Source organism: Streptomyces sp. NPDC026500 (genome assembly GCF_055567635.1).
The window spans coordinates 294,398-320,562 of the sequence record NZ_JBVHQB010000009.1; the positions used below are offsets into that span (position 1 = coordinate 294,398).

Here is a 26,165-nt window from a genome sequence, read left to right on the forward strand (position 1 = left end):
TGGCGGCCGCGCGCTGTCCCGGCTTCAGCGCCCGGACTCCAGGACCGCACGGCAGTCCCGCAGGAGCAGTTCGTCATCGAGGACGTCGTGGCTGCCGTGGCCACCGGAGCGCGCCCGGTGTCGCCGGGGCGAGGCCAGTTCCGCACGGACCAGGTCGTGGACGGGTGCGCCGGCGTCGCCCATCCGGACGAGGCATGCGGTGATGGTGCCCCGGGTGTAAGGGTTCTCCATCCAGGCGGCGCGGAACACCGGCAGGACGGGTACCGGATCTCCGGCGATGTCCCACAGGGCACAGGCGGCGGCGGTCCGCTCCCACACCTCGGCGGAGTCGGTCAGGCGGCGCAGTGCGGGAAGCGCGGGTGCTGCCGCTGCCCCCATGCGGCCGAGGGCCTCGGCCGCCGTCCGGGGACCGCCGGTGTCCCGCTCCGAGGTCAGTGCCCGTAGCAGCGGCGGAAGGACCGCCCCCGCGTCCCCCTCCACGGACCAGAGCGCGTCGGCCGCCGCCACGGCGTTCCCGCCGGTCAGCAGCTCCCGCAGCGCCGGTATCGCCTCGTGCGCCGGTGCCCCGAACGCGCCGAGCGCCCTGGTCAGCTCCTTCACCAGAGCGTCCCGGAGCCGCAGTTCGCGCGGTGTGCCGTGCAGCAGCCGCAGCACCTCCGGCACGGCGGGGGCGTACCGCAGGGTGCCGAGCCCGGACAGCAACGGCGCGGCCCGGCCGTAGGTCTCCGGATCGTCGAGGGGGACCTCGGCCAGCCGCTCCCGCAGCAGCGGGGCAAGGGGCGCCGCGGCGGGGCCCAGATGACCGATCGTGTACCCGGCTTCGTTCGGCACCAGCGGGTGGCGCAGCACTTCCGCGAGGGCCGGCACCGCCCGTGCGTCCCCGCACCTGGCCAGGGCCTTCAGGGGGCGGCCCAGCGTCGCCGAGCCACGCCCCCAGGAGTTCGGTCCCGACTCCACGAGGGTGGCTAGCCGGTCGGCCGCCGGAGCCGCCAGAGTGAAGAGGAACTCCAGGACGGACACCGCGGCCCAGCGCAACCGCTCCTCCTCCGAGCCGAGTTGCTCACCGATCAGCGCGACCGGCTCCTCGTACGCGGCACGCCACTCGCGGAACAGCCCCGCCGACATCCACACGGCGTTGCACCGATCGGCGGTGTCCTGGCTGCTCAACTGCCCCTTGAGCAGGGCGATCCGGTCCGCGGTGCGGGAGCCCAGCGCCTTGTGGAGCGTCCGGAGCAGCTGGGCGCCCTCCTCGTCCGCCGGTCGCATGCGGCGCAGACTGCCGATGAGGGTGTCGGAGGACGTCCGGACGGGCTCGCCGGACGGCCGGCAGTGCTGTGACCTGGTGTGGAGCAGTGCGACGACGGTGGGCACAAGGTCGGCGGGCAGTCGGCCGGGGGCGCACGAGGCGAGCTGTCCGAGCGCCGCGAGCCGCAGCCCCGGGTCGTTCGGGGCGGCGCACAGCGACTCCAGACAGTCCACCGCCGGGGCCGCGGAATCGGCGTACAGCCGGGCGAAGAGCCCGAGGCTCTCCACCAGTGCGAGCCGGACGCCGTCCTCCTGCTCGTCCCGCAGCCGCTCCCTCAACAGGGCCAGTACGCGCGGCGGTTCGTCGTGGAAGCGTACGAGCGCCGACGGCGCTGCGCGGCGCACCTGCGGGTCCCCGTCAGCGACGAGGTCCAGGAAGACCGCGGCACCCGCCCGGATCGCCGTGCGCGCCATCGCGTAGTTGTCGTCCTCGCGGTCCTCCGCGTCCCGGGCGGGTACGACGTCGTCCTCTCCCTCCTCGTAGTCGTCCTCGTCGCCCGATCCTCCGATGCTGGCGAGCAACTCCACGATTTCGCCCCGGTCAGGGAGTCCCACGTGTCCGGCGAGCGTGAAGAGGAAGGGGATGGACGCCAGCGTCGAGTCGTACACGTCGCCCTGGTGGTGCACGGCCCCGTACATCCCGTCGAGCGCGGTCTCCCGCTCCTGGGGGAGGGGCGAGGCGAGTCCCCGCAGCAGCTCCGGCACGTCCGCGGCGCTTCCGTAGGCATGCTCCATCGAGGCCCAGTCGACCTCGTCGATCCCCCTGAACACGGTGTCCTCCCCAGGCGTACGGCCATTGATCGTGAGTGTGCACCACGGCACTGACAGTGACGCCCGGGGACCGTCCCGTCGATGGCGTCAACCCAGCCAACTACGGAGCGAACGGCCGCTTTACGACGGTTGGCCGGAGCGACGCCGTCGAGGCGGGCCGGGCGGGGGAGGGAAGAGCCGTGACACAGCGCCGCCGGACACCCTCCCGGGTGCCCGGCGTGCGTGCCCACGGGGCTGTGACTGCTGGGTGTGTCGCCGTCCCTAAGGGCGCGGCGCGGACGACGCCGGGTGAACAGGCTGCGCCGCGGGCGCCCCGGGCGCCGGGAGCGGCGGTACGGGGGGTCGCGGAGCCGGGTGCGCCGGGCGCCGGGAGGCGAACCGGGGCAGGGCCGGCGGAGCGAGGAAGCCCTCCGCGCGGGCCGCGGCGATGCCGATACGGGGAAGGTCGGCGCTCTTCTCGAAGAGGAGGTAGCGAGGCTCCCAGACCGGCCGGTACTTGGCGTTGGCCCGATAGAGGGATTCGAGCTGCCACCAGCGCGAGAGGAACGTCAGCACCGAGCACCACAGGCGCAGCACGGGCCCGGCGCCCAGCCGGGTACCGCGTTCGAAGACCGACCGGAACATCGCGAAGTTCAGGGACACCCGCTCGACGCCGAACTCCTCGGCACGCAGCAGCAGCTCGATCACCATGAACTCCATGAGCCCGTTCTCGGAGTTCCGGTCGCGGCGCATCAGGTCCAGTGACAGCCCCCGCTCACCCCACGGCACGAAGCTCAGTACGGCCCGGGGTTCCCCTTCGCTGTCATGGCACTCCAGCATCACGCACCGGCCGTCGGCCGGGTCTCCCAGCCGGCCGAGCGCCATGGAGAAACCACGTTCGGTCTCACCGTCGCGCCACTCGTCCGCCTTGTCGGTCAGGGCGGCCATCTCGGCGTCGGGGATGTCCTCGTGCCGTCGTACGCGGACGGTGTAACCGGCGCGCCGGACGCGCTTGTGGGCCTGCCGGACGCCCCGCATGGCGCGTCCCTCCAGGGTGAAGTCGGACCGGTCCACGATGGCTTCGTCGCCGAGCTCCAGGGCGTCCAGGCCGTGCCGGGCGTAGACCGTCCCGGCCTCCTCGCTCGCGCCCATCACCGCGGGCGTCCACGCGTGGCGCCGTGCCTCCCGCAGCCAGGCCTCGATCGCGCCGGGCCAGGCCTCCGGGTCGCCGATCGGGTCGCCGGAGGCAAGGGTCACCCCGCCGCCGACGCCGTACGCGATCGCCGCCTTGCCGCTCGGGGACCAGATGACCGCCTTGTCGCGGCGCAGGGCGAAGTAGCCGAGCGAGTCGCGTTCCCCGTGCCGTGCGAGCAGGGCTCGCAGCCGCGTCTCGTCCTCCTCGCCGAGGAGTTCGAGGCCGCGCGGGGAGCGGAAGCACGCGTAGAGCACCAGCAGGAAGGTGGCGGCCACGAGGGCGTTGACCAGGATGTCGACCCAGCGGGGCGCGACGACGCTGTCGAAGCGGTCGGCGAGCGGACCGACACTGATTCCACGCAGCAGGGTGTACGCGATCCGGTCGCTCAGCGGCGTTCCCGACACGCGGTTGGTGGCGCTGACGAGCAGGGTGCCGAGGGTGGCGCTGACGAGGAGGCCGCCCGCGCCGACGGCGAGCGCGAGCCGGGGATTCGAGCGGTCCCCGACGGCGTGGAACTCCTTGCGCCCCAGCAGGAGGGCGACGACGAAGGCAGCGGTGAGCAGGGCCGAGACCCAGTTGAAGACGTGCCGTTGGTAGCGGTCCTGGGTCAGCGCCACGGTGTAGAGCGCGAGGAGCGGCCCGGCCAGCAACAGGTTGAAGATCCACGCGGCTCGTTTGCGGCGCCGCATGACCAACGCGAGAAACAGGGCCAGCGCCGCCGAGATCAGCCCGGCGGTGGCCAGATACGGGGTGAAGAACTCGCCCCCGTTGTGCTCGTGCACCTCTTCGCGGAACGGCAGCGAGATCACCGCGACGATGTTGAGGATGGCGAGCAGTCGCAGATACCAGACGGTGAGCGCGGCAGCTCGTGGCCGGATTCCGGCGCCTGCTCGTCCGGCCCGAGCCCCCCGGCGCGAGCTCGCGTTCCGTTGTTCCGGGATGAGCGCTGACTGTTGTACGGACACCGTGGAGCATCACCTTGGGGAGAGCCGGGAAAAACCGGTGGGGACAGAGGCCGGAACACTACATCTTGTAGGGAAGAGTCAGGTTATGGCCAGGCAGAGTCGGCGTGAAGAGGTAAGGAGGTGTTGAGAATACGGTCCGCGGCTCCGTGTCACCCCTGCCTGCTGGTCCGTCGGTCCGCGTCACCCCTACCTGCTGGTCCGCCGCTCCGCGCCACTCCCACCTGCTGGTCCGCCTGTCCTCGTCACGTCCGCCCGCCGGTCCACATCGTCCGCCAGGGAGTGTGGGCTTCGCGCTGTCGGGGATGCGGAGCCCGGCCGTGGACGCGGAACCGCGCCGACCGGCCGCGGCTCGGCCCTCGCGACGGCCGAGCCGGATTCTGTCAGGGGTGAGCCGGATTTCTCAACGGCGGCCGCCCCGGATTCCTCAACGGCGGCCCGAGGCTCCCCGGTCGCGACCCGAGTTCCCGAAACGTCTGCCCGGGCACGGCTCCCCGCTGTCACCGAGCGGGCGGTCGCGTGTGGTCGCCATCCACAGGAGGTCGCCCAATGCGGCGCCGGCCATTACCAGGGCCGCGATCACCCCGGCCATGGTCACCGCGTCGCCGAGGTGCGGGCGCCCGTGCAGGGCGTGCAGGTCGAACCCGCACAGGTGGTAGACGCCCAGCGCGGCGATCCCGAGGCTCGGCACGAGCAGTGCCAGCACGGACGCCGGTCCGCGTGCCGTGCGCCCGGCGTCACGTTCCTTCACAGGTTCCCCCTGACATGAGACGCTCACCGCCGGGACCCTACAGCACGTAGGGTCACCCTGTCCTGGCCGTGCTCCACCCGTGTTCCACCCGTGTTCTGCTTGCGTTCCGCCGGGTACCCCGGGCGATGCCTGCCATGCGGGGCCGGGAAGTCCGGGCTCGCCATGATCCGGATCGCGGGTGCGGCGCCGACCGGACATCCGGTCGAATTCCGTACCCACCACCCATGACGCCGGGACCTCGGATGCGAGGATGTGGGCCCTGATGACTGCTGGGTGGTGCAATCGCACGCTGCGAGCCGCGATGTTCGCGGCCGTCTGTGTGGTGCTCGCCGCCCTCGGCCACGTGATGATGTCCGGCTCTCCGGTGGCCTGGTGGGCGTTGGCCGTCGCCGGGGCGGGCACGGCCGGAGCCGGCTGGTGCCTGGCCGGCCGTGAACGCGGACTTCCGCTCGTCGTGTCCGTCGTGGTGCTGGCCCAGGGCGTGCTCCATACGGCGTTCTCGATCGCGCAGACGCTCACGCCCACCACGGATGCCGGCATGGGCCCGGGTTCCGGACCGGGGCAGCCCGGCGGCATGGACGGCATGGACGGCATGGATGGCATGGGCGGCATGCCGATGGGCTGCGTGACGTACGGGTACGCCCTGGGCTTCCTGCACATGGGCTCTGCCCACACGGCTTCCCTGGACATGGGCTCCCCGGGCATGAGCTCCACGAACATGGACTCGATGGGCGCCATGGGTATGCACGCCATGGGTGTGGGGCATATCGGTTCCAGTGCCCTGGCACATCTGTTCACCGGGGGACACGAGGCGGGTTCGCCTTCCTCGTTCGGCATGCTCGCCGCCCATGTGCTCGCGGCGCTGCTGTGCGGCCTCTGGCTCGCGTACGGCGAGCGGGCCGTTTTCCGCACACTGCGGGCGCTGGCCGGCCGACTGGCCGCCCCGCTGCGGCTGTTGCTCGCCCTGCCGACGCCGCCGCACCGGCCGAGGGTCCGGGTGCGTCGAGGCTTCTCGGACCGAGCCCCGCGCCGCCTCCTTCTCGTTCACCCGATCGCTTCCCGGGGTCCGCCCGTCGGGACCGCTGTCGCCTGAGACAGCCGGTTCCCCGAAGCGCTTCCGCCTTCGGGCATCGGCCGTGCCTCCCGTACGGCCGTACCCCCACCACCGGACCCCGTGCGCCCTCGCGCCGGTCCGGATCACGGATGACCCGAGAAGGACACCTGGTGATCACTCCTGCCCCGCCTGTTTCACGCCACGGATGCGAGAAGCGGAACAACGGCGACAACGACGACCGAACGGTCTCGGTCGACGAATCGACAACCGCCTGGGCACTGGCCGCCCGCGCCGGTGACCCGGCCGCCGTCGAGCAGTTCGTCCGGGCGCTGCACCGCGATGTCGTGCGCTATGTCGCCCACCTGTCCGCCGATCCGCAGGCCGCCGACGACCTCGCCCAGGAGACGTTCCTGCGGGCGCTCGGCAGTCTGCACCGGTTCGAGGGGCGCTCCTCGGCGCGGGCCTGGCTCCTGGCCATCGCCCGCCGCGCGGTGATCGACAGCCTGCGGCACGCCGCTGCCCGGCCACGGTCGAATGACACCGCGGACTGGCAGACCGCGGTGGAACGCGCACAGCCGCGCGGTGTGCCCGGCTTCGACGACGGCATCGCCCTGCTCGACCTGCTGGCCGCGCTCCCCGGCGAGCGGCGCGAGGCCTTCGTCCTGACCCAGATGATGGGCCTGCCCTACGCGGAGGTCGCCCTGGTCAGCGACTGCCCCGTCGGAACGGTCCGCTCCCGCGTGGCGCGGGCCCGCGCGACCCTGATCGCGCTGCTCGCCGAAGCGGAGGCCGAGGTGACGGCCGTGCGGGCCGTGCCGACCGCCGCGTGACCGCGCGGGTCGGGGTCCACCGCTTCCGGTCGGCCCCGGCCCGCACGGCATCCCGACAGGCGGGAGCTCGAAGGAAGTTCGAAGGACGCTCGAAAGAATGTGAAGCGGGGCGAAGGGGGTTCGAAGGGGATGCGCTACGAACCCGGGTACGGGTGACGAGGATCCGCTTCAACGACCCGGTACCAGGCCCCAGTTCGGCACCCCGGCGGTCCGATGCCTACACCGACCGGTGGTACTGCTCCGGAATGTGTACCTCGGCCCCGAGTTCGCGCGCCGCGAGCCGGGCGAAGGACGGGTTGCGCAGCAACTCGCGGCCCAGCAGCACCGCGTCGGCCTCCCCGTTGGCGATGATCTTCTCGGCCTGCTCGGCGTCGGTGATGAGACCGACGGCGGCGACGGCCAGCGAGGTCTCCCTCTTCACCCGTGCGGCGAACGGGACTTGATAGCCCGGTCCGACGGGAATGCGTACGCCCGAGGCGTTCCCGCCCGTGGAGACATCGAGCAGGTCCACGCCGTGCTCGTGCAGTTCGGTGGCGAAGCGGACGGTGTCGTCCGTGCTCCAGCCCGCGTCCTCCAGCCAGTCGGTGGCCGAGATGCGGAAGAAGAGCGGCTTGTCGTCCGGCCAGATCTCCCGTACGGCGTCGACGACTTCGAGGGCGAACCGGGTGCGGTTCTCGTACGAGCCGCCGTACGCGTCGGTGCGGTGGTTGGAGTGCGGGGAGAGGAACTCGTTGATGAGGTAGCCGTGGGCGCCGTGGATCTCGACGATCTCGAAACCGGCGGCCAGGGCGCGGCGGGCCGCGTCCGCGAACCGGCCCACGATCTCCTGGATGCCGGCGACCGTCAGCTCGTCGGGAACCGGGTGTCCCTCGGCGAACGGGACCGCGCTCGGGGCGAGCGCCTGCCAGCCGTACGTGTCCGGGCCGACGGGCGCGCCGCCCTTCCAGGGGCGGTCGGTCGAGGACTTGCGTCCACCGTGCCCGAGCTGGACGGCCGGCACCGTGCCCTGTGCCGTGAGGAAGCGCGTGATGCGGCGGAACGCCTCGACCTGGGTGTCGTTCCAGATGCCCAGGTCGTACGGGGAGATCCGGCCCTCGGGCGAGACGGCGGTCGCCTCGACGATGACCAGTCCCGTTCCGCCGGTGGCGCGGGCCGCGTAGTGGGCGAAGTGCCAGTCGTGCGGGGCGCCGGCCGAGGGTCCGTCGGGCGCGGCCGAGTACTGGCACATCGGGGGCATCCACACCCGGTTGGGGATGGTGACTTCGCGCAGGACGTAGGGCTCGAAGAGCGCGCTCACGGCCGACTCCATTCGTCGCGGGACCGGTGTACGCCTCGTACGATAAGCATCGTAGTATGGCGAGTGTCAAACTACGACAGGTCTCGTACAATGACGATGTCGGGTGAAGCCCCGGACGATGTCGAAGGTACCCGGACGAAGGTCAGGGTCCCCGGACGAAGTGGAGCCGCCATGACGACCGCCACCGCCGCCGGCGGCCGTGATCTGCCGCACCCCCCGCGCGAGGAGATCCGGCTGGAGTCGGTGCTGCACGCGCTGTCCGATCCGATGCGGCTCCAGATCGTGCGGGAGCTCGCCGCCGACGGGCGTGAACTCTCCTGCTCGGACTTCGTTCTGCCGGTCACCAAGTCCACGACCACGCACCACTTCCGGGTGCTCCGTGAGAGCGGGGTCATCCGCCAGGTCTACCGCGGCACGGCGAAGCTGAACGGACTGCGCACCGACGACCTCGACGCACTGTTCCCCGGCCTCCTCGATCGTGTCCTGGAGGCCGCCACCCGACAGGCCGGGCGCCTGGTGCCGTGACGGGCCACGCAGGTCGACCGTGACAGGTCACGACAGGCGAGGGTCCTGCCCGTCGATGGCGGGCGGCAGAGGTGCGGGGGAGTGGGCAAAGGGGAATACCCACCCCTTGCCGCTTTCAACTTATAGCGCACTGGGGGGCTTGCGGCAAGGCCCCGGTCGTGCCGCAGAATCACTGGCCGAGGCCAGAACCTGCGGAAATGGGAGATTCACGAAGTGCGTGTGCTTGTGCCGATCAATGGGGCGTGCGGCGACGGCGTAACTGAGGTGGGGACCGCGCTGAGTTCGCGGGTACCCGGCGGCGAGCTGCGGGTGGGCGCGCAACCGGCATTCGCGGGCGCGACCCCGGATCGGAGCCGGTGACATGAACCCCTTGACCATCAGTGCGTTCCGTCTTCCCGACCACCTTTCCCCCAAGGCCGACGCGGCGCTGATCGCCGCCGACGAGCGGCACTTCGCGGCCATCGCGGAGAGCCTCGAGCAGGCGATCGGCGAACTGTCCGACCGTCTCGACGCCGAGCGCAGGGCGCCCGGCGGCATCGGCCGCGAGGCGATGGAACGGGACATCGAGATCCACCGGCTGACCGGTCGGCTGCGCGCCCTGCGCCGCTTCGGACTTGACCTGTGCCTCGGACACGTCGTCGGCGCGGACAACTCCGAGCCCCTGTACATCGGGCGCCTCGGCCTCACCGACAGCGAAGGCCGCAGGCTGCTCACCGACTGGCGCTCTCCCGCGGCCGAGCCGTTCTTCGCCGCGACCCACGCCAACCCGATGGGTCTGGCGAGCCGCCGCAGGTATCGCTGGACCCGTGGCCGCATCAGCGACTACTGGGACGAGGTGTTCACCGCCGACGGGCTGGAACGGCACGCGGCGCTCGACGACCAGTCCGCCTTCATCGCCAGCCTGGGAAGCGACCGGTCGGCCCGGATGCGGGACGTGCTCGCCACCATCCAGTCCGACCAGGACGCCATCATCCGGGCGGGATCCCGCGGCGCTCTCGTCGTCGACGGCGGTCCGGGTACGGGCAAGACGGTCGTCGCCCTGCACCGCTCCGCCTACCTCCTCCACTCCGACCCCCGCCTCGGCCACCGACGGGGCGGCGTGCTCTTCGTCGGTCCGCACCAGCCCTATCTGGCCTACGTCGCCGACGTCCTGCCCAGCCTCGGCGAGGAGGGCGTACAGACCTGCACCCTGCGGGACCTCGTCGCCGAGGGACCCGGAGCGGCGATCGAGCCCGACCCGGAGGCGGCCCGCCTGAAGTCGTCCGCGGACATGGTGCACGCGATCGAGAAGGCCGTCAGGTTCTACGAGGAGCCGCCCGCCCAGGCGATGACCGTGACGACCCCCTGGGCCGAGGTCCGGCTGAGCGCCGACGACTGGGCCGAGGCGTTCGAGGCGGCGGGCCCCGGTACGCCGCACAACGAGGCGCGGGACCTGATCTGGGAGGAACTGCTCACGATCCTGCTGGACAGGCACGACGACGACGTCCCGCCCGACCTGTTCCGGCGCGCGATGCTGCACGACGAGGAACTGACCGGGACCCTTGACCGCGCATGGCCACTGCTCGAAGCGGCCGACCTCGTCGGAGACCTGTGGTCGGTTCCCGCCTACCTGCGGATGTGCGCTCCCTGGCTCGGCCCCGACGACGTACGGAAGTTGCAGCGCAGCAGCGACCCCCAGGCCTGGACGGTCTCCGACCTGCCGCTCCTGGACGCTGCGCGGCAGCGGCTCGGCGACCCGGAGACGGCCCGGCGCAAGCGCCGGCACGAGGCCGTTCTCGCCGCCCAGCGCGAGAGCATGGCGCAGGTCGTCGGCAACCTGATCGAGGCCGCGGCCTCCTCCGGCGCCGACGGCGACGACGGCGAAGGCCTGGTGACGATGCTGCGAGGCGAGGACGCCAAGGTCAGTCTGGTCGACGAGTCCGAACTGCCCACCGTCGAACCGGACCTGCTCGCCGGTCCGTTCGCGCACATTGTCGTGGACGAGGCCCAGGAACTGACCGACGCGGAGTGGCAGATGCTGCTGCTGCGCTGCCCGTCCCGGAGCTTCACCATCGTCGGGGACCGCGCCCAGGCCAGACACGGTTTCGCGGAGTCCTGGCAGGAACGGCTCGGGCGGATCGGGCTCGACCGGATCGACGTGGCCTCCCTGACCATCAACTACCGGACACCCGAAGAGGTGATGGCGGCGGCCGAGTCGGTCATCCGGGCCGCACTCCCGGACGCCAACGTGCCGACCTCCGTCCGCAGTGCCGGCGTTCCCGTCGTCCACGGTTCCGTCGCGGATCTGGAGTCGGTCCTCGACACCTGGCTCCTCACGCATGCCGAGGGGATCGCCTGCGTCATCGGCGATCCCACGTTCCGGACGACGTCCCGCGTCCGGTCGCTGACACCGGAGTTGTCGAAGGGGCTCGAGTTCGACCTGGTCGTCCTCGTCGACCCGGAGGACTTCGGAGAGGGCGTGGAAGGCGCGGTCGACCGCTATGTCGCGATGACCCGGGCGACCCAGCAACTCGTCGTCCTCACGAGCTCCTGACCCCGGCAGCCGCCCTAGGCCCCGGCCGGGGCGGCCTCGGGTTCAGTGCCGGCCTCCGCCGAACTCGCCCTGCCGGGAAGGTGGTTGAAGAGCAGATTCAGCACGATCGCCGTCAGGCACCCGGCGCTGATCCCGCTGTTCATCACCGTCTGGAACCAGTCCGGGAACTTCTCGTAGACCGTCGGCACTCCGACCGGCAGCATGCCGATCGCGATCGAAACGGCCACCACCGTCAGGTTGTTGTTGCCGTTGAAGTCCACGCCGGCGAGGGTGCGCACACCGCTCGCGGCGACGGTTCCGAACATCACCAGCCCCGCGCCGCCGAGCACGGGCGCGGGTATCGCCGCGACGACGGCGCCCAGCTTCGGCAGCAGACCGAGCACGACGAGAATGCCGCCGGCGGCGGCGACCACCCAGCGGCTGCGCACCCTGGTCATGCCGACGAGGCCCACGTTCTGCGCGAACGCCGTGTACGGGAAGGTGTTGAAGACACCGCCGAGGACCGTGGACAGACCGTCGGCGCGCAGACCGTCCGCGAGGGTCCGGGGCTCGATCGGCCGACCGGTCATCTCGCCGACCGCGATGAAGTCACCCGTGGTCTCGGTCATCGTCACCAGGGCGACCACCAGCATCGAGACGATCGCGGAGGCGTGGAACGACGGCGCACCGAAGTGGAAAGGCGTGCTGATCCCGACCCAGTCGGCGTCCCCGACCCCGCCGAAGTCCGTGAACCCGAACGGAACCGCGACCGCCAGACCCACGGCGATGCCGATGAGGACCGCGATGCGCCCGAGGAAGGCCGGTGCGAACCGCTGTACGCCCAGCACCACGGCCAGGACGAAGCCGGCGAGCGCCAGGTTCTTCGGCTCCCCGAAGTCCTTGGAACCGACGCCTCCCGCGGCCCAGTTGCCCGCCACCGGCAGCAGCGAGACACCGATGATCAGGATGACCGTGCCCGTGACCAGCGGCGGGAAGAAGCGCAACAGCCTTCCGAAGACCGGGGCGAGCAGGACGATCGCGAGACCCGCGACGATCACCGACCCGTAGATCGCGGGCAGTCCGCCGCCCGTCGTGCCGATGAGCACCATGGGGGAGACGGCGGCGAAAGTGCACCCCTGCATGATCGGCAGCCGTACCCCGAAGCGCCAGAAGCCGACACACTGGATCAGCGTCGCGATCCCGCACACCAGCAGATCCGCGGTGATCAGGTACGCCAGGTCGGCGGGCGACAGCCTCATCGCGCCGCCCACGATCAGCGGAACCGCCACCGCGCCCGCGTACATCGCGAGGACGTGCTGGAGACCGAAGGCGGCCAGGTGGCGGACGGGTGGAACCTCGTCGACGGGATGCACGGGAGCGATGCTTGCCATGGGCACTCCAGAAGTTGCGGGGTGAGGGGAAGGTCCGCACGACACGAGCACGCCCGGACAGCACGAGACCGTAGGCGGCTTGAACAGTTTGTTGATGTCCGGCCTGTTGCCGATATGTGTCATGCCCACGGAACCGTCGCGGACTCCGCCCCGCCCCCGCGCCACCTCCCGGCAACCGGCCTCGCCGGGACCGCGTCACCTCCCGGCAACCGGCCTCGCTAGGACCTGGCCGTCCGTGCCGCCGTCCACAGCGCGTCCCAGTCGGGCAGCTTGACCACACCGCGGCCCAGCCTGGCTCCGAGCTCCGCCTCGGCCCGCTCGATCGCCTGCCACCCGGCCCATTCGACGGGTCGTACTCCCTCGGCCCGCAGCGCCGTCAGCGGATCCTCGGCGATCTCTCGTCGTGCGAGCGCGGGGGCGTCCTCCAGCAGGGAGGTCACCGTCTCCTTGGCGCACGGGCGGTTGGTCCCGATGACTCCGGTCGGGCCGCGCTTGATCCACCCGGCCACGTACTCGCCCGGCGCGACCACGCCGTCCCGCAGGACCCGTCCCGCCCGCTGCGGCACCGTGGCACGGTCGGGGTCGAACGGCAGGCCGTCCAGCGGCACTCCGCGATAGCCCACCGAACGCAGCACCAACTGGGCCTCGATCTCCTCGAATCGACCGGTTCCCGTCACCCCGCGCGCTCCGTCAGGCACCGTTCGCTCGAAACGGACCGCGCCCACCCGCCCGCCGTCGGCGAGGAGTTCGACGGGGCGAAGGAAGAAGCGCGGGCGGATGAGACGCGGTCGGCCCAGTGGCGCGGCCGCCGCCCAGCCCCGCAGGACCTCCACGTTGCGGCGCTGCGCGGCGGGCAACCCCGACGGATCGAGGTAGGCCGGATCGAGCGCCAACTCCGCCTCGTCCACACTGATCTCGGCCCCCGGCAGGGCGCCCAGCTCGCGCAACTCCTTGGTGGTGAAGCGGGCCTGTGAGGGTCCGCGCCGTCCGACCATGCTGATCTCGGCGACCTCGCTCGCGGCCAGCGCGCTGAGCGCCCCCTGCGGCATGTCGGTGGGGCTCAGCTCGGGCGCGCCGCGGGCCAGGATCCGGGTCACGTCGACGGCGACGTTCCCGACGCCGATGACCACGGCCGAGCGTGCGCCGGCCACGAACCCGTCGGCCACGGAGTCGGGGTGCGCGCTGTACCAGGACACGAACTCGGTCGCCGACCAGCTCCCGGGCAGGTCCTCGCCGGGCACACCGAGATGCCGGTCGGTGGCGGCGCCGACGCAGTACACGACCGCGTGGTACAGCTCCCGCAGCCGTGCCACCGGCACGCCGCCCGGTCCGACCTGGACGCCGCCGAGGAAGCGCACCCGCTCGTCCTCCAGGACGGTCCGCAGATTGTTCTGGAGCGACTTGATCTTCTCGTGGTCGGGTGCCACGCCATAGCGCACCAGGCCGTACGGGCAGGGCAACCGGTCCAGGACGTCGACCCGGACATCGGGCGGCCCGCTCCGCTGGACAAGACCCTGTGCGCTGTAGACCCCACTGGGCCCCGAGCCGACGACGGCGACACGCAGCACTGCGGAACTCCTTACCCGAGGGATCAGGGAGATCGCTGACAGGACACTGGTGCTTCCAGGATCGCACCAGTGGTGCTCCGCTGACAGGGTGCGGTGCGTGTTGAGTGCGCGCGTGTCCGTTCGTATGGAATGTGATGATGCGGTTACGTTCCGCATGTGCTAGACGCATCGTTTCTTAATCTGGCCGACCGCTGCCGCGCGGACGGCGACGTGTCCGTGCGGCCCGCCTGGGAAGTGCGGGAGTCCGGGGCGGCGATCACGTCCTGGTTCGACGTCCGGCTCGCTTTTGCGGACGGCGCCCGGGTCGACCTGCTCGCCGTGCTGTCGGAGGCGGCTCTGTCGATCGAGGACGTACGGGCCGAGCCGCCCCTCTCGCTGGACGACCTCGCGGTGGTCGCCGAGTGGATCGAGGAACCGCTGTTCGAGGCGTGCGGGAGCCGCCTCGGCACCGGCCACGCCCAGGAACGGGAAGGTCAGGCGCGGCGTGCCCGGCCCGCCTGGCCGCGCGGTGTCGAGGGCCGTCTGCTGGTCGCGGAGGAGTACCGGGCGGCGCAGGAGGAGGGCGTGGATCCGGTGCTCGCCGTCATGGGCGCCACCGGCCACAGTCGCCGCAAGTCCCTGCGGCTGATCGCCGGGGCGCGCGACGCCGGGTTCCTGACGCCGCGTCACGCCCGCCGTTGACCCCGGCGGAGTGCTCGTGCCCCGTTGCGCGAGCTCAACGTCCGGACGCAGCAGACTATTTGGACCGACCGTCCTCCGGCTCCGGGCCGGTCGCGAAGAAGCGGGACAGATCCGTCTCGCGGGGGCCATCCGACGCCTCGGTGTCCGGGGGTACCCCCATCTCCCAGTCCAGCCGGTAGCGCTTGAACAGTTCGGCCCGCAACACCGGGACCTTCATCGGCACCCCCGGCACCAGCGCCGCGTACACCGCGCCCATGAGCAGGGCGCGCAGCATCGGGTAGTCGGCCGCGACCTGCTGCGATCCGTACCGTGCGACGGTGTCCCCGAGCAGCTCCGAGAGACGCACCTGCTCAGGACACTGGACGAATCCTTCGGCCTGGAGCAGCCCGGCCATGTGCTGGCGCATCAGCACCGGCTGATCCTGTGTCAGACCCAGGATCGCGTCGACGGCCCGCGCCATCCGCTCCCTGCCGTCCTCGCTGCGCGGCTCGCGTTCGAGTGCTTCCTCCAGCGTGCGGTGCATCAGCCGGTGCACCGCGGACTGCAGGAGCTGCCGTTTGCCGGGGAAGTAGTACGACACCAGTCCGCGCGCCGATCCCGCGCGATCCGCGATGTCCCCGAGCGTCGTGGCGTCGTAACCGCGCTCGCTCACCAGCTCCACCGCGGCCTGCAACAACCGTTCCCGGGAACGCCGCCGCAACTCTTCATTGACCGAGGCGCTTCGCGGGGACATGCTGTAACTCCTGCGTTGACTGGCTGTCAGCCAACTATACTCAACGCGTCCGGGCCTGACCCTTCGCGGGTCGGTTCCGGGCTGCGCCGACCTGGGGCGACGCGGGGGATCGCCTCAGGTCGGACGCGCGGCAGCCGGCGCCGGGGGAGTGTCGATCGATCGGCGGCCGTCCACGGGTTCATGGACCGGCGTTCCGCGTCACGCCCACGTCGTTCCGAGGTGGGCGCCGGTGCTTCGCGAGGTAGGCGCGCCGCCAACTCGTGACCATGTACCAGCCGACGGACAAGCTCAGCAGCACGTTGCCGACGAGGGTTTCCCTGTCGTCGCTGCGAGCCGTGTTGTGGAGAGCGGTGGCGGTGACACAGGTGAGGAGGCTGGCGAGGAGGATCCAGAGCGCTGTCTTCATTGCGGACCTCGGGAGTGTATGACGGGGGCGCCAACGTAGCCATGGATCCCGTATTGCGGGGTATTTGGCCTTTATTGGCCAAAACTTGACCACATCGGGCCGTTTGGGGTCAAATGCCACCTGTTCCGCGTCGAGACACCGGGCAAATGGTGATCCCGGAGACGCGAACGCTCACTTGCGAGCCGACCGGACGTTCGGGCGTTGCCCCTGTGCTTCGCGCACCCCAGACGCTTCCCATCGCTCGCAGAGGTCCCGTGTCCTCCATAGAGTGGCCTGGAACCCCGAGGAGGCGTACGGACATGGAGCAAGAGCAGATCTTGGCCAGGATCACGTCGATGGTGGACGACGAGCGGCGGCTGCGCGACGCGCTGGCGGCCGGGCAGATCGACGGTGCCACGGAGCATGCGCGGCTCGGGCAGCTGGAGCGCGAACTCGACCAGTGCTGGGACCTGCTGCGCCAGCGGCGCGCGAAGTCCGAGTTCGGCGAGAACCCGGACGACGCACAGGTACGTCCGTCGTCGCAGGTCGAGGGCTACCAGGGCTGACGTCCGCCGTCCTGGCGGTCAGTCCGCCAGGTCGAGTACCGGCCGCAGTCCGTCCGGACGGTCCGCCACCGGCAGATGGTCCACGAAGTGCACCGCGCAGCCCAGGTCCGCCGCACCGCCGTCCGCCCGTCGGTCGTCACCGACCATCAGGGTGTCTTCCGGGGCGACGCCGAGTTCGGTGCAGGCGATCGCGAAGAGCCGCGGATCCGGTTTCTGGATGCCGTGCTCGTACGACAGGACGTACGTTCCGACATACGGGTCGAGACCGTGCTCGCGGAAGACGGGCCGCAGGTCCCAGCCGATATTGCTGACCACGCCGACCGCGAGGCCCCTCCCGCGCAGCGCGCCGAGCACCTCGGCGGCGTCGGGATAGGGCGTCCAGGCGGCGGGCGTCATCTGGCGGTCGTAGAGCGCGTCGTGCAGACCGGGATCGGGCAGCGACACCTGCCGGGAGACGCCGGTGAACGCCGCCCGGTGCTGCTCGGCACTTCGGTCGCGGACCTCCCACAGGTCGGCGAGATGCGTCGGCACCGGCAGCACCGGCCGGGCACCGCCCGCGAGCGCGCCCACCGCCTCAAGGGCCCGCACCTTCTCGGCCAACTCCGGCTCCGGGAGCGCGTGACCGGTCTCCGCGAGCACCGCGCGCAGCCATGATTCCGCGGTCTCGATGCGGAAGAGAGTTCCGGAGAAGTCGAAGAGCACACCCTTGATGGTCATGTGGGAGATCCTTCGCGGCGCGCCCCACGCCGGTCAAGGCGACCCGGCCCGGCCGCTCCTTCCGCAGAGAAACCGACCCGCGCCACGGCCCTGACCCACCCAGGTGCGGGCGCCCCGGCACCGGCCCTCCCCCGCGGAGACCCCGGCGCACGAACGGGCCGTGACCCCACACCACTGGGGCTAGCCCAGCGCCCGCAGCCCCGGTACGAACGCCACGAGGACCGGCACCACCGGCACCAGAGCGGCCGCCGCCGTAAGCCGCAGCCGACGGGCGGTCGTGAGCCGGTCCCGGGGAGTGAGCAGGCGGTCGACGCGCTGCGGGACGTGCGCGCCCGGGGTCGGGCAGGGTCCGAACACGCCCCGGTCCTCGTTGAGTTCGACCAGCGCGAGAGCGATCGTGAGCCGGCCGAAGCGACGCGACGCCATGTCGTCGGCGGCGAGTTCGACCAGCCGGTGCATCTCGTCGCGGAACGCGGCGAACACGGGTACCTGCGGAAAGCCGTTGGCCAGCGCGGCCGAACAGTGCAACAGCCAGTCGTGCCGGGCCCGCGCGTGCCCCTGCTCATGGGCGAGTACGGCATCCAGCCGACGCCCCTTGAGACGGCGCAACGCGGCGGTGGTGATGACCAGTTGGGGAGCGGCGCCGGGCAGCCACCAGGCGTCGGGGCGCTCCCCCTCCAGGACGACGAGCCGATCGGCTCCGGGCTCCTCGCCGGGCAACAACGGTGCGCGCAGCAGGAGTTCGGACCGGCTCTGACGGCGGAGCAACCGTGCCCGCACGATCTCGCGTGTCAGCATCGCCGCGGTCCAGGCACCACCGCACGCGAGTGCCACGGCCGTGGTGGCGGCCCAGGGACTTCCCGCACTCAGCGCGTAGGCGTCGACGACCGACGGCGGCGCGCCGTCGAAGACATGGCCACGCACGGCCACCCAGGCGGCGGACGCGCTGAGTGTCATCGACAGGACGCAGCACAACAGGACAGCCGCCACCACGCATTGCCACACCCAGAGGGCGACCACCGGCTCCCGGTCCGGCCAGTCCGCCCGTGCGAGCAGTCGCGGAGCGACCACGGAGGCCAGGGCGCCGAGCAGCAACAGTGCCGCGGGGACCATCATGGCCCGAAGCCTATGAGTGGGGCTCGCCGCTGGATACGGGCAATGACCTCAAGTGACGTACGCCACGGTTTCGCACCGCGCCCGAGGTTCCTTTCCCGACACCCCGGCTTCGGAGCGTGACCGGGCGTCCCGGGGTGCGGCTTCGACGCCCGGAAGTCAGAGCGTGACCAGCATCGCCAGCATCGCGATTCCCATCGACAGGCGGCAGGCCTGGGACAGTTCGGGGCGGTCGCCCCAGCCGACGGTGCGTGGGGTCGCTCCCGACGCGACGGCCAGGGGCAGGAGGCGGACGCCCGAGCGGAGTACGTAGCCGGCGAAGTAGAGAAGGAGCACTCCGGTGACGACGGGGACGCCTGTGGCGCCGTGGACGTGGTGGGCCGGGGAGGCGGTCATCACCGCCGCCATGTAGACCATCGCGAAGGTGCCCATCAGATGGTGCAGATGGTGCGGGCTGCTGCGGGCCGTCCAGAGCGCGCGCAGTGCGGTGGCGCCGAAGACGACCGTGCAGGCGAGCCAGGCCCAGCGCGGCGCGGCCACCACGGCCGCCGGTACGGCCATCGCGGCCATGCCGAACCCCATGAGCGCCTCGCCGCCCGCGGTGCGGCGCTGTTCCTCGACTGGACTGCGCATCCGCAGCAGACAGTAGCCCCCGGTCGCCACGCACAGCGCGACGAGCAGCCAGCCGGGTGAAGCCGGTCCGTGCACCGCGTACCTCCCCGCTCGACGATGTCGGACACGCGATGCAGGACACCCGATGCCGGCAGGTGGTGCCGGGCAGCGGTGCCGGACATCGGACAGTCGGTCAGGGCATGCCCCGGGCGGCCGGAGCGCATACGAGCGCAAGGGTGTACGTGGGGGAGCGTGCGGGAGTGCACCGCAGGTGGGAGTGGTGTCCGAGGAATGATTTACAAGTAAAACACCTGCTAAGGTTATGGCCATGAGCAGTGCGACCCCTCTCGGCCCCTCGCGTGCACGCCGGTTTCCGCTGGCCGATGCGCTGCGCCTCGGCAGGCCCTCCGACATCTGGTTCAAGCCCGCACTGAGCGTCGTCGTCGCGGTCGCCCCACCGAATCTGACGCTGCTGGCCCTCGGCCGGCTGGACCTGGCGATGTACACCATGGCCGGATCGCTCTGCGCGCTCTACGCCCACAATCGGCCGTACGCCGCCCGGGCCCGCGCCCTCGCCTGGGTGGTGGCCGGGATGCTCGGCGGACTCGGCGTCGCCCTCGTCACGGCCTCGCTCACCACGAACGCCGTCGTGCTGGTCACCGTCGGCGCGCTGCTGGCCGCCGCTCAGAAGACCCTGTGCGACGTCACGCGCATCGGCCCGCCCGGACACGTGGTCCTCGCCTTCATCACCTCGGCGTCCCTGTTCGTACCGCAGAGCCTCGGCGAGGTGCCGGGCCACCTCGCGCTGGGCGCGGCGGCGGGAGCCTGGGCCTGGATCGTCGGCATGGCCCCCGGACTCGTACGCCCGCACGGCCCGGAGCGGCGTGCCACCGCGTACGTCCTGAACGCCGCGGCCGTGTCCGTCGAGGCGCCCGACGACGCCCGTGCCCGCGCCGCCGCGGCCGCCGCCGTGCACGCCGCCTGGCAGTCGCTGTTGTCCACCGGAGCCCGCTCCGCGCCCCGGCGCGCCCTCGAACGACTCGTCGTACGGGCCGAGGTCGCGCTCGCGGCGCCCGCCGACACGGATCCCGAGGGGCTGCGCGGCTGGGCCCGCGAGCTGGCCGGCACCGGACCCGTCCCGCGCCCCGACGGCCTCGGGGACGCCGCCGACGAACTCCTCGGCGTCGAGGCCGCGCTCGCCTTCGGGGAACGGCCACTGCTCGGCCGCCTCGGCCCGCTCGCCCCCATCGCCCTGCGCACCGCGCTCGGCTGCGCCCTCGCCGGATACGTCTCGCTCGCGCTCGGTGTCGGCCGCCCCTACTGGGCGCTGGTCACCGCCGCCTCCCTCTACCAGGCCAACGTCACCCTGACCTGGCGCCGGGGTGTTCAGCGTGTGGTCGGCAACCTGGTCGGCGTACTGGCCTTCGCCGTCCTCGCGCCGCTCGCCCACGTCGGCCAGGCGGCCCTCGTCCTGTGCTGCCTCGCCCTGAACTTCGGCGCCGAGGCACTGATCGGCCGCAACTACTGGCTCGGCAGCGTGTGCGTGACCCCCATGGCCCTGCTGATCACCGAGTTCGCCCACTCCCAGCAGTCGGGGGAACTCATCGCCGACCGGGTCCTGGACACCCTCGTGGGCGCGATGGTCGGCTTCGTCGCAGCGGTCGCCGTGACCAACCGGCGGGCCGGTGACCGTATCGAAGAGGCGCTCTGCGCGGTGGGGCGGGCCCGGGAACACGCCGCCGGGCTGCTGGCCGAGGAGCATCCGGAGTCCGGCGCCCTGGAGTCCGCCCGCCGCGGTCTGTCCGCCGCCGTCGTGGACCTGCGCTCCACCGCGGACGCCGCGGCCGGCGAATGGTGGCGGCGCGCCCTGCCGGAGGAGCGGGTGATGCGGGCCGAGCAGGCCGGACACCGTACGCTCGCGGCGACGGTACGACGCCAGGGACTCCACTGCCGGGAAGGCGCACAGGCATGACGACAGCGGACGGGCGGAGCGCGGCGGACGGCGACTCGATGTCGGACGGCGTGCCGGCATCGGACCGGGCGGCGCCTGCTGACGCGGGGCCTGCCCACACGGTGCCTGCCGATATCGGGCCTGTGCACACAGGGCCTGCCCACACAGGGCCCGCCGACGCAACGCCTGCTGATGCGGGGCCTGGCGACACAGGGCCTGCCCACAGAGCGCCCGCCGATACAGGGCCTGCGCACGCAGGGCCCGCCGACACGGCGCCTGCTGATGCGGGGCCTGGCGACACAGGGCCTGCCCACAGAGCGCCCGCCGATACAGGGCCTGCCCACACAGCGCCCGCCGACACAGCGCCTGCGCACGCAGGGCCCGCCGACACAGCGCCTGCCGACACAGGACCCGCCGACACAGTGGCGGCCGTCGTGCGCCAGTGGGAGACCGTGCGGCCGGATCTCGACACCGGGCCCATGGAGGTCATCGGGCGGGTCAACCGCTGTGCCGCGCTTCTTCAGCAGGCCGAGGACGCGCCGCTGCGCCGGGCCGGGCTCACCCGCCCCGAGTTCGACGTGCTCGGTACGCTGCGCCGCACCGGGCACGAGCTGACCCCGAGCGAGATCGCCCGCGAGACCTTCTCCTCCGGTGCCGCCGTCACCAAGCGGCTCAAGCTGCTGACCGAGCGCGGCCTGGTCGAACGGCGAGGTGACACCCGTGACCGCCGGGTCGCGCACGTCCGGCTGACCGACGCGGGCCGCGATCTGGTCGACGGTGTTCTCCCCGATCAACTCGCCTACGAGACAGGGGTCCTGTCGGGCATCGACCGCCAACGGCAGCGTGAACTGGCCCGGCTCCTGGGCGAGTTGCTCGGACAGCTGGAAGGCCGGCTGCGACTGCCGCGCGCCTGACGCCGTCCCGGCGGCGGTCCTGGCGGATCAGGCCTTCTCGCCCTCCGAGTAGATCCCGAAGGCCGCGCCCTGGCGGTCCCGCGCGACCGCCAGGCGTCGGCCGTTGGGCTGCGAGACGGGTTCCATCAGCAGGTGGCCGTCCGCCATGAGGACCGCGTTCGCCGTCGCGTCCACGTCCTCGACGGCGAAATAGGGCAGCCAGTGCGAGGGAACCTCGTGCGCGAAGTTCTCGTCCATCGTCACCATGCCGCCGAAGTCGGCGCCGTCGATGCCCCACTGCGGGTAGTACTTCGAAGCCTTCACGGTCCAGCCGAACACCGTCGTATAGAACTCGGTCACCCGGTCGGGGGCTCTCGTCAGGAGTTCCACCCAGCCGAGCGCGCCCGGCGCGTTGAACAGTCCCGCACCGGTGAAGGACCGCGCCTGCCACATCTGGAACGCGGCGCCGCCCGGATCGAAGGCGACCGCGAAACGGCCCATGTCCAGCACATCCATCGGGGCGAGGGCGAGGGTACCGCCGGCGGCCTGCACGGCTGCCGCGGTCGCGTCCACGTCGGTGACGGCGAACGACACGTTCCAGGCGACGGGCTGCGACTCCTGGTAGATCGGGGCGATCCCCGCGACGGCCGCGTCCCCGATGTGCGCGACCGTGTACCCGCCCGCCTCCTGACGCGGGTCCGTCTCCGGGCGCCAGCCGAACAGATCGGCGTAGAAGCCCTTGGCGCCCTCCAGATCGTTGGTGCCGAGCTCCGCCCAGCAGGGTCCGCCGGTCACCGGCCTGTCGAGCTTCATGTGGTTCCTTCCGCAGCGAGCCCCCTCAGCACGCTAAGCCTGCCGCGGAGCACCGGCCATCCGGACGCCACCTCCGGACGCCACCTCCGGGCGCCGAGCCCGGCCGATGGCCCTTGCCCACCTGACGCCGTGCCCGGACACCCTGTGTGCCCCGACCGACCCCACGCTCGACTCACTCGAACTTCAGGGTCGGTAACGCAACGGATGATCGGCCGGGATCTCGACGATCACGATCTCGGTGCCGTCCGGGTCCGCGATCCACATCTCGATCAGCCCCCACGGCTCCCGCACCGGCCCACGCACCACCTCGACACCGGCGGCCGTCAGTTCCTCGTGGACCGCGGCGATGTCCGCGACCTGGAGCCACAGCTTCAGCGCGGGGGAGGGCGGGGTCTCGGACCGCCCGGCGACTTCCAGGAAACCGCCGCCGAGGAAATAGACGGTCCCGCGCTCGGGCCCCGTACCGAACTCACGGTAGACGGCCAGGCCGAGCCGCTCACCGTAGAAGGCGCGCGACCGCTCCGGGTCGGTCGGGCGCAGAAGGGTCCGGCTGCTCAGTACATGCACCATGCACCCGGAGAATAGGGCAGGGTTACGCTCGTGCGTGCCCAGCCGCGCCACTGATCGGAGAACCGCTCCCATGGAAACCGCCGCCGCCACCGGACTGACCTTCCGCGACGCCACCGACAGCGATGTGGACGCCCTCGTCGCGCTGATCGATTCGGCGTACCGAGGGGACTCCAGCCGGATCGGCTGGACCACGGAGGCGGACATCCTCGCAGGACAGCGGACCGACGCCGAGGCGGTGCTCGCCGTCGTCCAGGCGTCCGACAGCCGGCTCCTGACCGTGGAGCGGGACGGCACGGTCGTCGCATGCTGCCAGCTGGAGCACCGTGGCGACCACGCCTACTTCGGCATGTTCGCGGTGAGCCCCGCGCTCCAGGGCGGCGGGCTCGGCAAGGTGATCATCGCCGAGGCGGAGCGGACGGTCCGCGAGGTGTGGGGCGCCACCGAGATGCACATGACCGTGATCTCCGTGCGCGAGGACCTCATCGCCTGGTACGAGCGACGCGGCTACAGCCGTACGGGACAGATGACACCCTTCCCCTACGGCGACGAGCGCTTCGGCATCCCCCAGCGCGACGACCTGCGCTTCGAACTGCTGGTCAAGCCGCTCGTCTAGGCCGCCCGGTCCGGGCCGGGCGATCTGTGGCGGCCCGGTACAGGACCGTGCGATCTGTGGCGGCCGACGACGGCGTCGGCCGGCGGCCGCGTCGACGGGGCAGGTCGGGCACCTGCCGCCCTGCCCGACCATCCGATGCCGGCCGCCCTGCCCGACCATCCGACGCCGGGAGTACGGACGGCTCTCCGGTGGACCACGGCCGTCGACCTCGGACATCGGCCGGGCCGCTCGGGCGGGTCTCGGCCGAGCGGCCCGGTCGGTGTCGCTGCATGCTTCGGTCCGGTTATGCCGTGAAGCGGCCCGTGCGCTTGATCTCGGGGTAGTCGGTCGTGGCGCCGTCCAGTTCCAGTGCGCGTACCAGCCGCAGCTGGTCCTGGGTGTTCACCACCCAGCCGATGATCCGCAGGTCGGCCTTGCGGGCCTGTTCGACGACCTCCAGGCTCAGCCTGCGGATGTTGAGGCAGACGGTCGCGGCGCCGACCTCGACGGCGCGGTCCACGACATCGGTGCCGTAGCGGCTGGCGATCAGCGCGGTACGGACACCCGGGACCAGCCGGGCGATCTCGGCGATCGCCTCGTCGTGGAACGACGACACCTCGACCCGCCCGATCAGGTCGTGCCGGTGCATCACCTCGGCCAGCGACCTGGCCGCCGCGACATCCTTGATCTCGGCCTGCAACGGCGTCCTGACGGCTTCCAGAACCTCCTCGAAGACGGGGATGCGCTCACCGCGCCCCGCGTCCAGGGTGCGCAGCTCCGCGAGCGTCTTCTCGGCGATCGGCCCCGAGCCGTCGGTCGTACGGTCCACTTCGGCGTCGTGCATGACGACGAGGGCGCCGTCCTTGCTCAGATGCAGATCGAGTTCGATCAGGTCCAGGCCCGCGTTCTGGGCGGCGATGAAGGAACGCAGGGTGTTCTCGGGTTCGACACCCATCACTCCGCGGTGACCGATGGTGAGGAAGTTCAAGATTCGACTCGCTTCCGTCGACGGCGGCTCGGCTCGCGCGCGTGGTTCCGACGGGGGCGTCCACGCGGCAAGGCCGCAGCCTAATGGCCTGGCTGTGCTATGTACCCGTTCCTACGCGGTGCAATGGGAGTGTCGGGCTCACGCGGTGCGACGGGAGTGTCGCGCCCGCGCCGTGCGACGGGGGAGTGCCGGGCCCGCGCGTGCCGGGAGTGCCGACGGGAGATCTGTGCCGCCTCGCCGGACGGGTCACTCCGTGGTGGGCGTGTCCCGTGGCGGTCGGCCGGACGTCATGGCCCTTGCCTCTTCGAGTTCCGCTCGCTAGTGGTGTCCCTGCCTTGCGGGGCGATCCGTCCTGCCGGGTCCCTGATGCGTCTGGCGTACGACAGGCGAGTCCGCCCCGGAAGAGGTGCCGCGATGCCGACCGAACCCACCCCTGATGTCCTCGCTTTCGTCGATGCCGTCAAGGCCCATTTCCCTGATGTCGGGGGCACCGTGACCGAAGCGGCCGAGGCCCGCCGCATTCTGGCCGCCCTGCCCCCGTGGCCCTTCGAGCCGCCGGTGGTCGGGTCGGTCGAGGACCGGGCGATACCGGGTCCCCCGGGGGCGCCGGAGATTCCCGTACGTGTCTATCTGCCGCCGCCGTCGCCGACTCCCTTACCCGGCAACGCTGTTACCCCGCGCCCCACTGTGGTCTTCTTCCATGGAGGCGGCTGGGTCATCGGCGGCCTGGACACGCACGACTCCATCGCGCGCGCCCTGTGCCGGGACGCGGGCGCGGCCGTCGTGTCGGTCGGCTACCGGCTCGCCCCGGAGGCGCGCTTCCCCGCGGCCGTCGACGACGCGTACACGGCGCTGTGCTGGGCCGCCGAACACATCGGTGAACTCGGCGCGGACCGTGGGGCGTTGGTCGTCGCCGGCGACAGCGCGGGCGGCAATCTCGCCGCCGTGTCCGCGATCATCGCCCGCGACCGGGGCGGCCCGGCGCTGGCGCTCCAGGTGCTCCTCTACCCGGCGACGGACGCGCGTCCGAGGCAGGACGCGCCCTCCTGGGACGGCCCCGGGTACTTCCTCACGGCGGCGCACGGGCGGTGGTTCGCCGAGCAGTACTTCGGCCCCGAGGCCGACCGCGCGCACCCCTGGGCCTCGCCTCTCGTGGCCGATCCGCGCGGTCTGCCGCCCGCCCATGTCGTGACGGCGGGCTTCGATCCCCTCCGTGACGAGGGCCACGCGTATGCCGCCGGGCTGAGGGAAGCCGGAGTACGCGTCACGGAGATCCACTACCCGGGCATGTTCCACGGGTTCTTCGGCTTCCCCGAGCTTCTCGCGGATGCCCGCACCGCCCAGGGGGCTGTGGCGGATGTCATTGCATCCACGGTGTCCGGCAGGAAAAAGAGCGGTTAAGGCGGGGGGT

Annotated in this window: 24 protein-coding genes; 10 read left to right on the plus strand and 14 right to left on the minus strand. The window is 71.7% G+C overall.

What is annotated here, in order from left to right:
• Positions 1 to 24: 24 nt before the first annotated feature.
• The 3 genes from ACZ4N5_RS19110 to ACZ4N5_RS19120 form a co-directional block, all read right to left on the minus strand.
• A complete protein-coding gene (locus ACZ4N5_RS19110) occupies positions 25 to 2,076 on the minus strand; it encodes a HEAT repeat domain-containing protein (protein WP_467758222.1) in 2,052 nt (683 codons plus the stop codon).
• A gap of 261 nt (positions 2,077 to 2,337) precedes the next feature.
• On the minus strand, positions 2,338 to 4,215 hold the full coding sequence (locus ACZ4N5_RS19115; protein WP_467758223.1) for a phosphatidylglycerol lysyltransferase domain-containing protein: 1,878 nt from the start codon (positions 4,213 to 4,215) through the stop codon (positions 2,338 to 2,340).
• Positions 4,216 to 4,639: 424 nt separating this feature from the next.
• Positions 4,640 to 4,963: a hypothetical protein gene (locus ACZ4N5_RS19120; protein ID WP_467758224.1), complete on the minus strand. Its 324-nt coding sequence runs from the start codon at positions 4,961 to 4,963 to the stop codon at positions 4,640 to 4,642.
• Between the two features lie 262 nt (positions 4,964 to 5,225).
• Here ACZ4N5_RS19120 and ACZ4N5_RS19125 point away from each other — a divergent pair, with 262 nt between their 5' ends.
• Entirely contained in the window at positions 5,226 to 6,056 is an 831-nt protein-coding gene (locus ACZ4N5_RS19125) for a hypothetical protein (RefSeq protein WP_467758225.1), read from the plus strand.
• Positions 6,057 to 6,187: 131 nt separating this feature from the next.
• Positions 6,188 to 6,847 (plus strand): sigma-70 family RNA polymerase sigma factor, encoded by a 660-nt coding sequence (locus tag ACZ4N5_RS19130; RefSeq protein ID WP_467758226.1) that lies wholly within the window; start codon positions 6,188 to 6,190, stop codon positions 6,845 to 6,847.
• A gap of 217 nt (positions 6,848 to 7,064) precedes the next feature.
• Here ACZ4N5_RS19130 and ACZ4N5_RS19135 read toward each other — a convergent pair whose 3' ends face one another.
• A complete protein-coding gene (locus ACZ4N5_RS19135) occupies positions 7,065 to 8,144 on the minus strand; it encodes an NADH:flavin oxidoreductase/NADH oxidase (RefSeq protein ID WP_467758227.1) in 1,080 nt (359 codons plus the stop codon).
• 171 nt (positions 8,145 to 8,315) lie between these two features.
• Here ACZ4N5_RS19135 and ACZ4N5_RS19140 point away from each other — a divergent pair, with 171 nt between their 5' ends.
• Together ACZ4N5_RS19140 and helR are read left to right on the plus strand one after the other, a co-directional pair.
• Positions 8,316 to 8,669, plus strand: a complete 354-nt coding sequence (locus tag ACZ4N5_RS19140; RefSeq protein WP_467758228.1) for an ArsR/SmtB family transcription factor — start codon at positions 8,316 to 8,318, stop codon at positions 8,667 to 8,669.
• Positions 8,670 to 9,030: 361 nt separating this feature from the next.
• Positions 9,031 to 11,202, plus strand: a complete 2,172-nt coding sequence (gene helR, locus ACZ4N5_RS19145; protein WP_467758229.1) for an RNA polymerase recycling motor ATPase HelR — start codon at positions 9,031 to 9,033, stop codon at positions 11,200 to 11,202.
• 14 nt (positions 11,203 to 11,216) lie between these two features.
• Here helR and ACZ4N5_RS19150 read toward each other — a convergent pair whose 3' ends face one another.
• Positions 11,217 to 12,572 (minus strand): nucleobase:cation symporter-2 family protein, encoded by a 1,356-nt coding sequence (locus ACZ4N5_RS19150; RefSeq protein ID WP_467758230.1) that lies wholly within the window; start codon positions 12,570 to 12,572, stop codon positions 11,217 to 11,219.
• A 218-nt stretch (positions 12,573 to 12,790) separates the two neighbouring features.
• Positions 12,791 to 14,140 (minus strand): FAD-dependent oxidoreductase, encoded by a 1,350-nt coding sequence (locus ACZ4N5_RS19155; protein ID WP_467758231.1) that lies wholly within the window; start codon positions 14,138 to 14,140, stop codon positions 12,791 to 12,793.
• Between the two features lie 210 nt (positions 14,141 to 14,350).
• Between ACZ4N5_RS19155 and ACZ4N5_RS19160 the strand changes: the two genes are divergently transcribed.
• On the plus strand, positions 14,351 to 14,821 hold the full coding sequence (locus ACZ4N5_RS19160; protein ID WP_467758279.1) for a DUF6214 family protein: 471 nt from the start codon (positions 14,351 to 14,353) through the stop codon (positions 14,819 to 14,821).
• Positions 14,822 to 14,876: 55 nt separating this feature from the next.
• On the opposite strand, the gene ACZ4N5_RS19165 is transcribed toward ACZ4N5_RS19160, so the two are convergent.
• Entirely contained in the window at positions 14,877 to 15,554 is a 678-nt protein-coding gene (locus ACZ4N5_RS19165) for a TetR/AcrR family transcriptional regulator (RefSeq protein WP_467758232.1), read from the minus strand.
• A 178-nt stretch (positions 15,555 to 15,732) separates the two neighbouring features.
• Complete coding sequence (locus ACZ4N5_RS19170; protein ID WP_467758233.1) at positions 15,733 to 15,960, minus strand: hypothetical protein; 228 nt, start codon at positions 15,958 to 15,960, stop codon at positions 15,733 to 15,735.
• 299 nt (positions 15,961 to 16,259) lie between these two features.
• On the opposite strand from ACZ4N5_RS19170, the gene ACZ4N5_RS19175 reads away from it, so the two are divergent.
• Positions 16,260 to 16,505 (plus strand): DUF2630 family protein, encoded by a 246-nt coding sequence (locus ACZ4N5_RS19175; protein WP_467758234.1) that lies wholly within the window; start codon positions 16,260 to 16,262, stop codon positions 16,503 to 16,505.
• Positions 16,506 to 16,523: 18 nt separating this feature from the next.
• On the opposite strand, the gene ACZ4N5_RS19180 is transcribed toward ACZ4N5_RS19175, so the two are convergent.
• The 3 genes from ACZ4N5_RS19180 to ACZ4N5_RS19190 all read right to left on the minus strand — a co-directional run bounded on the left by ACZ4N5_RS19180 (position 16,524) and on the right by ACZ4N5_RS19190 (position 19,043).
• Entirely contained in the window at positions 16,524 to 17,216 is a 693-nt protein-coding gene (locus tag ACZ4N5_RS19180; RefSeq protein WP_467758280.1) for an HAD family hydrolase, read from the minus strand.
• Positions 17,217 to 17,402: 186 nt separating this feature from the next.
• Positions 17,403 to 18,338, minus strand: coding sequence for a M56 family metallopeptidase (locus ACZ4N5_RS19185; RefSeq protein ID WP_467758235.1), 936 nt, complete (start codon positions 18,336 to 18,338; stop codon positions 17,403 to 17,405).
• A gap of 156 nt (positions 18,339 to 18,494) precedes the next feature.
• Positions 18,495 to 19,043, minus strand: coding sequence for a DUF5134 domain-containing protein (locus tag ACZ4N5_RS19190; protein ID WP_467758236.1), 549 nt, complete (start codon positions 19,041 to 19,043; stop codon positions 18,495 to 18,497).
• Between the two features lie 232 nt (positions 19,044 to 19,275).
• On the opposite strand from ACZ4N5_RS19190, the gene ACZ4N5_RS19195 reads away from it, so the two are divergent.
• Together ACZ4N5_RS19195 and ACZ4N5_RS19200 are read left to right on the plus strand one after the other, a co-directional pair.
• On the plus strand, positions 19,276 to 20,919 hold the full coding sequence (locus ACZ4N5_RS19195; protein WP_467758237.1) for an FUSC family protein: 1,644 nt from the start codon (positions 19,276 to 19,278) through the stop codon (positions 20,917 to 20,919).
• A gap of 401 nt (positions 20,920 to 21,320) precedes the next feature.
• Positions 21,321 to 21,812: a MarR family winged helix-turn-helix transcriptional regulator gene (locus tag ACZ4N5_RS19200; RefSeq protein WP_467758238.1), complete on the plus strand. Its 492-nt coding sequence runs from the start codon at positions 21,321 to 21,323 to the stop codon at positions 21,810 to 21,812.
• A gap of 27 nt (positions 21,813 to 21,839) precedes the next feature.
• Here ACZ4N5_RS19200 and ACZ4N5_RS19205 read toward each other — a convergent pair whose 3' ends face one another.
• Together ACZ4N5_RS19205 and ACZ4N5_RS19210 are read right to left on the minus strand one after the other, a co-directional pair.
• On the minus strand, positions 21,840 to 22,604 hold the full coding sequence (locus tag ACZ4N5_RS19205; RefSeq protein ID WP_467758239.1) for a VOC family protein: 765 nt from the start codon (positions 22,602 to 22,604) through the stop codon (positions 21,840 to 21,842).
• A gap of 183 nt (positions 22,605 to 22,787) precedes the next feature.
• Positions 22,788 to 23,174, minus strand: a complete 387-nt coding sequence (locus ACZ4N5_RS19210; RefSeq protein ID WP_467758240.1) for a VOC family protein — start codon at positions 23,172 to 23,174, stop codon at positions 22,788 to 22,790.
• 70 nt (positions 23,175 to 23,244) lie between these two features.
• On the opposite strand from ACZ4N5_RS19210, the gene ACZ4N5_RS19215 reads away from it, so the two are divergent.
• Positions 23,245 to 23,787, plus strand: coding sequence for a GNAT family N-acetyltransferase (locus ACZ4N5_RS19215; RefSeq protein ID WP_467758241.1), 543 nt, complete (start codon positions 23,245 to 23,247; stop codon positions 23,785 to 23,787).
• A 283-nt stretch (positions 23,788 to 24,070) separates the two neighbouring features.
• Here ACZ4N5_RS19215 and ACZ4N5_RS19220 read toward each other — a convergent pair whose 3' ends face one another.
• Positions 24,071 to 24,754: a glycerophosphodiester phosphodiesterase gene (locus tag ACZ4N5_RS19220; protein WP_467758242.1), complete on the minus strand. Its 684-nt coding sequence runs from the start codon at positions 24,752 to 24,754 to the stop codon at positions 24,071 to 24,073.
• Between the two features lie 414 nt (positions 24,755 to 25,168).
• Here ACZ4N5_RS19220 and ACZ4N5_RS19225 point away from each other — a divergent pair, with 414 nt between their 5' ends.
• Positions 25,169 to 26,155, plus strand: coding sequence for an alpha/beta hydrolase (locus ACZ4N5_RS19225; RefSeq protein WP_467758243.1), 987 nt, complete (start codon positions 25,169 to 25,171; stop codon positions 26,153 to 26,155).
• Positions 26,156 to 26,165 lie beyond the last annotated feature (10 nt).

What these genes read in the sequence shown, in the direction of transcription:
- ACZ4N5_RS19150 (WP_467758230.1), bottom strand. Translation starts at nt 12,572, where the DNA reads ATGGCAAGCATCGCTCCCGTGCATCCCGTCGACGAGGTTCCACCCGTC.
- ACZ4N5_RS19175 (WP_467758234.1), top strand. Translation starts at nt 16,260, where the DNA reads ATGGAGCAAGAGCAGATCTTGGCCAGGATCACGTCGATGGTGGACGAC.
- ACZ4N5_RS19170 (WP_467758233.1), bottom strand. Translation starts at nt 15,960, where the DNA reads ATGAAGACAGCGCTCTGGATCCTCCTCGCCAGCCTCCTCACCTGTGTC.
- helR (WP_467758229.1), top strand. Translation starts at nt 9,031, where the DNA reads ATGAACCCCTTGACCATCAGTGCGTTCCGTCTTCCCGACCACCTTTCC.
- ACZ4N5_RS19225 (WP_467758243.1), top strand. Translation starts at nt 25,169, where the DNA reads ATGCCGACCGAACCCACCCCTGATGTCCTCGCTTTCGTCGATGCCGTC.
- ACZ4N5_RS19165 (WP_467758232.1), bottom strand. Translation starts at nt 15,554, where the DNA reads ATGTCCCCGCGAAGCGCCTCGGTCAATGAAGAGTTGCGGCGGCGTTCC.
- ACZ4N5_RS19215 (WP_467758241.1), top strand. Translation starts at nt 23,245, where the DNA reads ATGGAAACCGCCGCCGCCACCGGACTGACCTTCCGCGACGCCACCGAC.
- ACZ4N5_RS19210 (WP_467758240.1), bottom strand. Translation starts at nt 23,174, where the DNA reads ATGGTGCATGTACTGAGCAGCCGGACCCTTCTGCGCCCGACCGACCCG.
- ACZ4N5_RS19185 (WP_467758235.1), bottom strand. Translation starts at nt 18,338, where the DNA reads ATGATGGTCCCCGCGGCACTGTTGCTGCTCGGCGCCCTGGCCTCCGTG.
- ACZ4N5_RS19205 (WP_467758239.1), bottom strand. Translation starts at nt 22,604, where the DNA reads ATGAAGCTCGACAGGCCGGTGACCGGCGGACCCTGCTGGGCGGAGCTC.
- ACZ4N5_RS19195 (WP_467758237.1), top strand. Translation starts at nt 19,276, where the DNA reads ATGAGCAGTGCGACCCCTCTCGGCCCCTCGCGTGCACGCCGGTTTCCG.
- ACZ4N5_RS19125 (WP_467758225.1), top strand. Translation starts at nt 5,226, where the DNA reads ATGACTGCTGGGTGGTGCAATCGCACGCTGCGAGCCGCGATGTTCGCG.
- ACZ4N5_RS19140 (WP_467758228.1), top strand. Translation starts at nt 8,316, where the DNA reads ATGACGACCGCCACCGCCGCCGGCGGCCGTGATCTGCCGCACCCCCCG.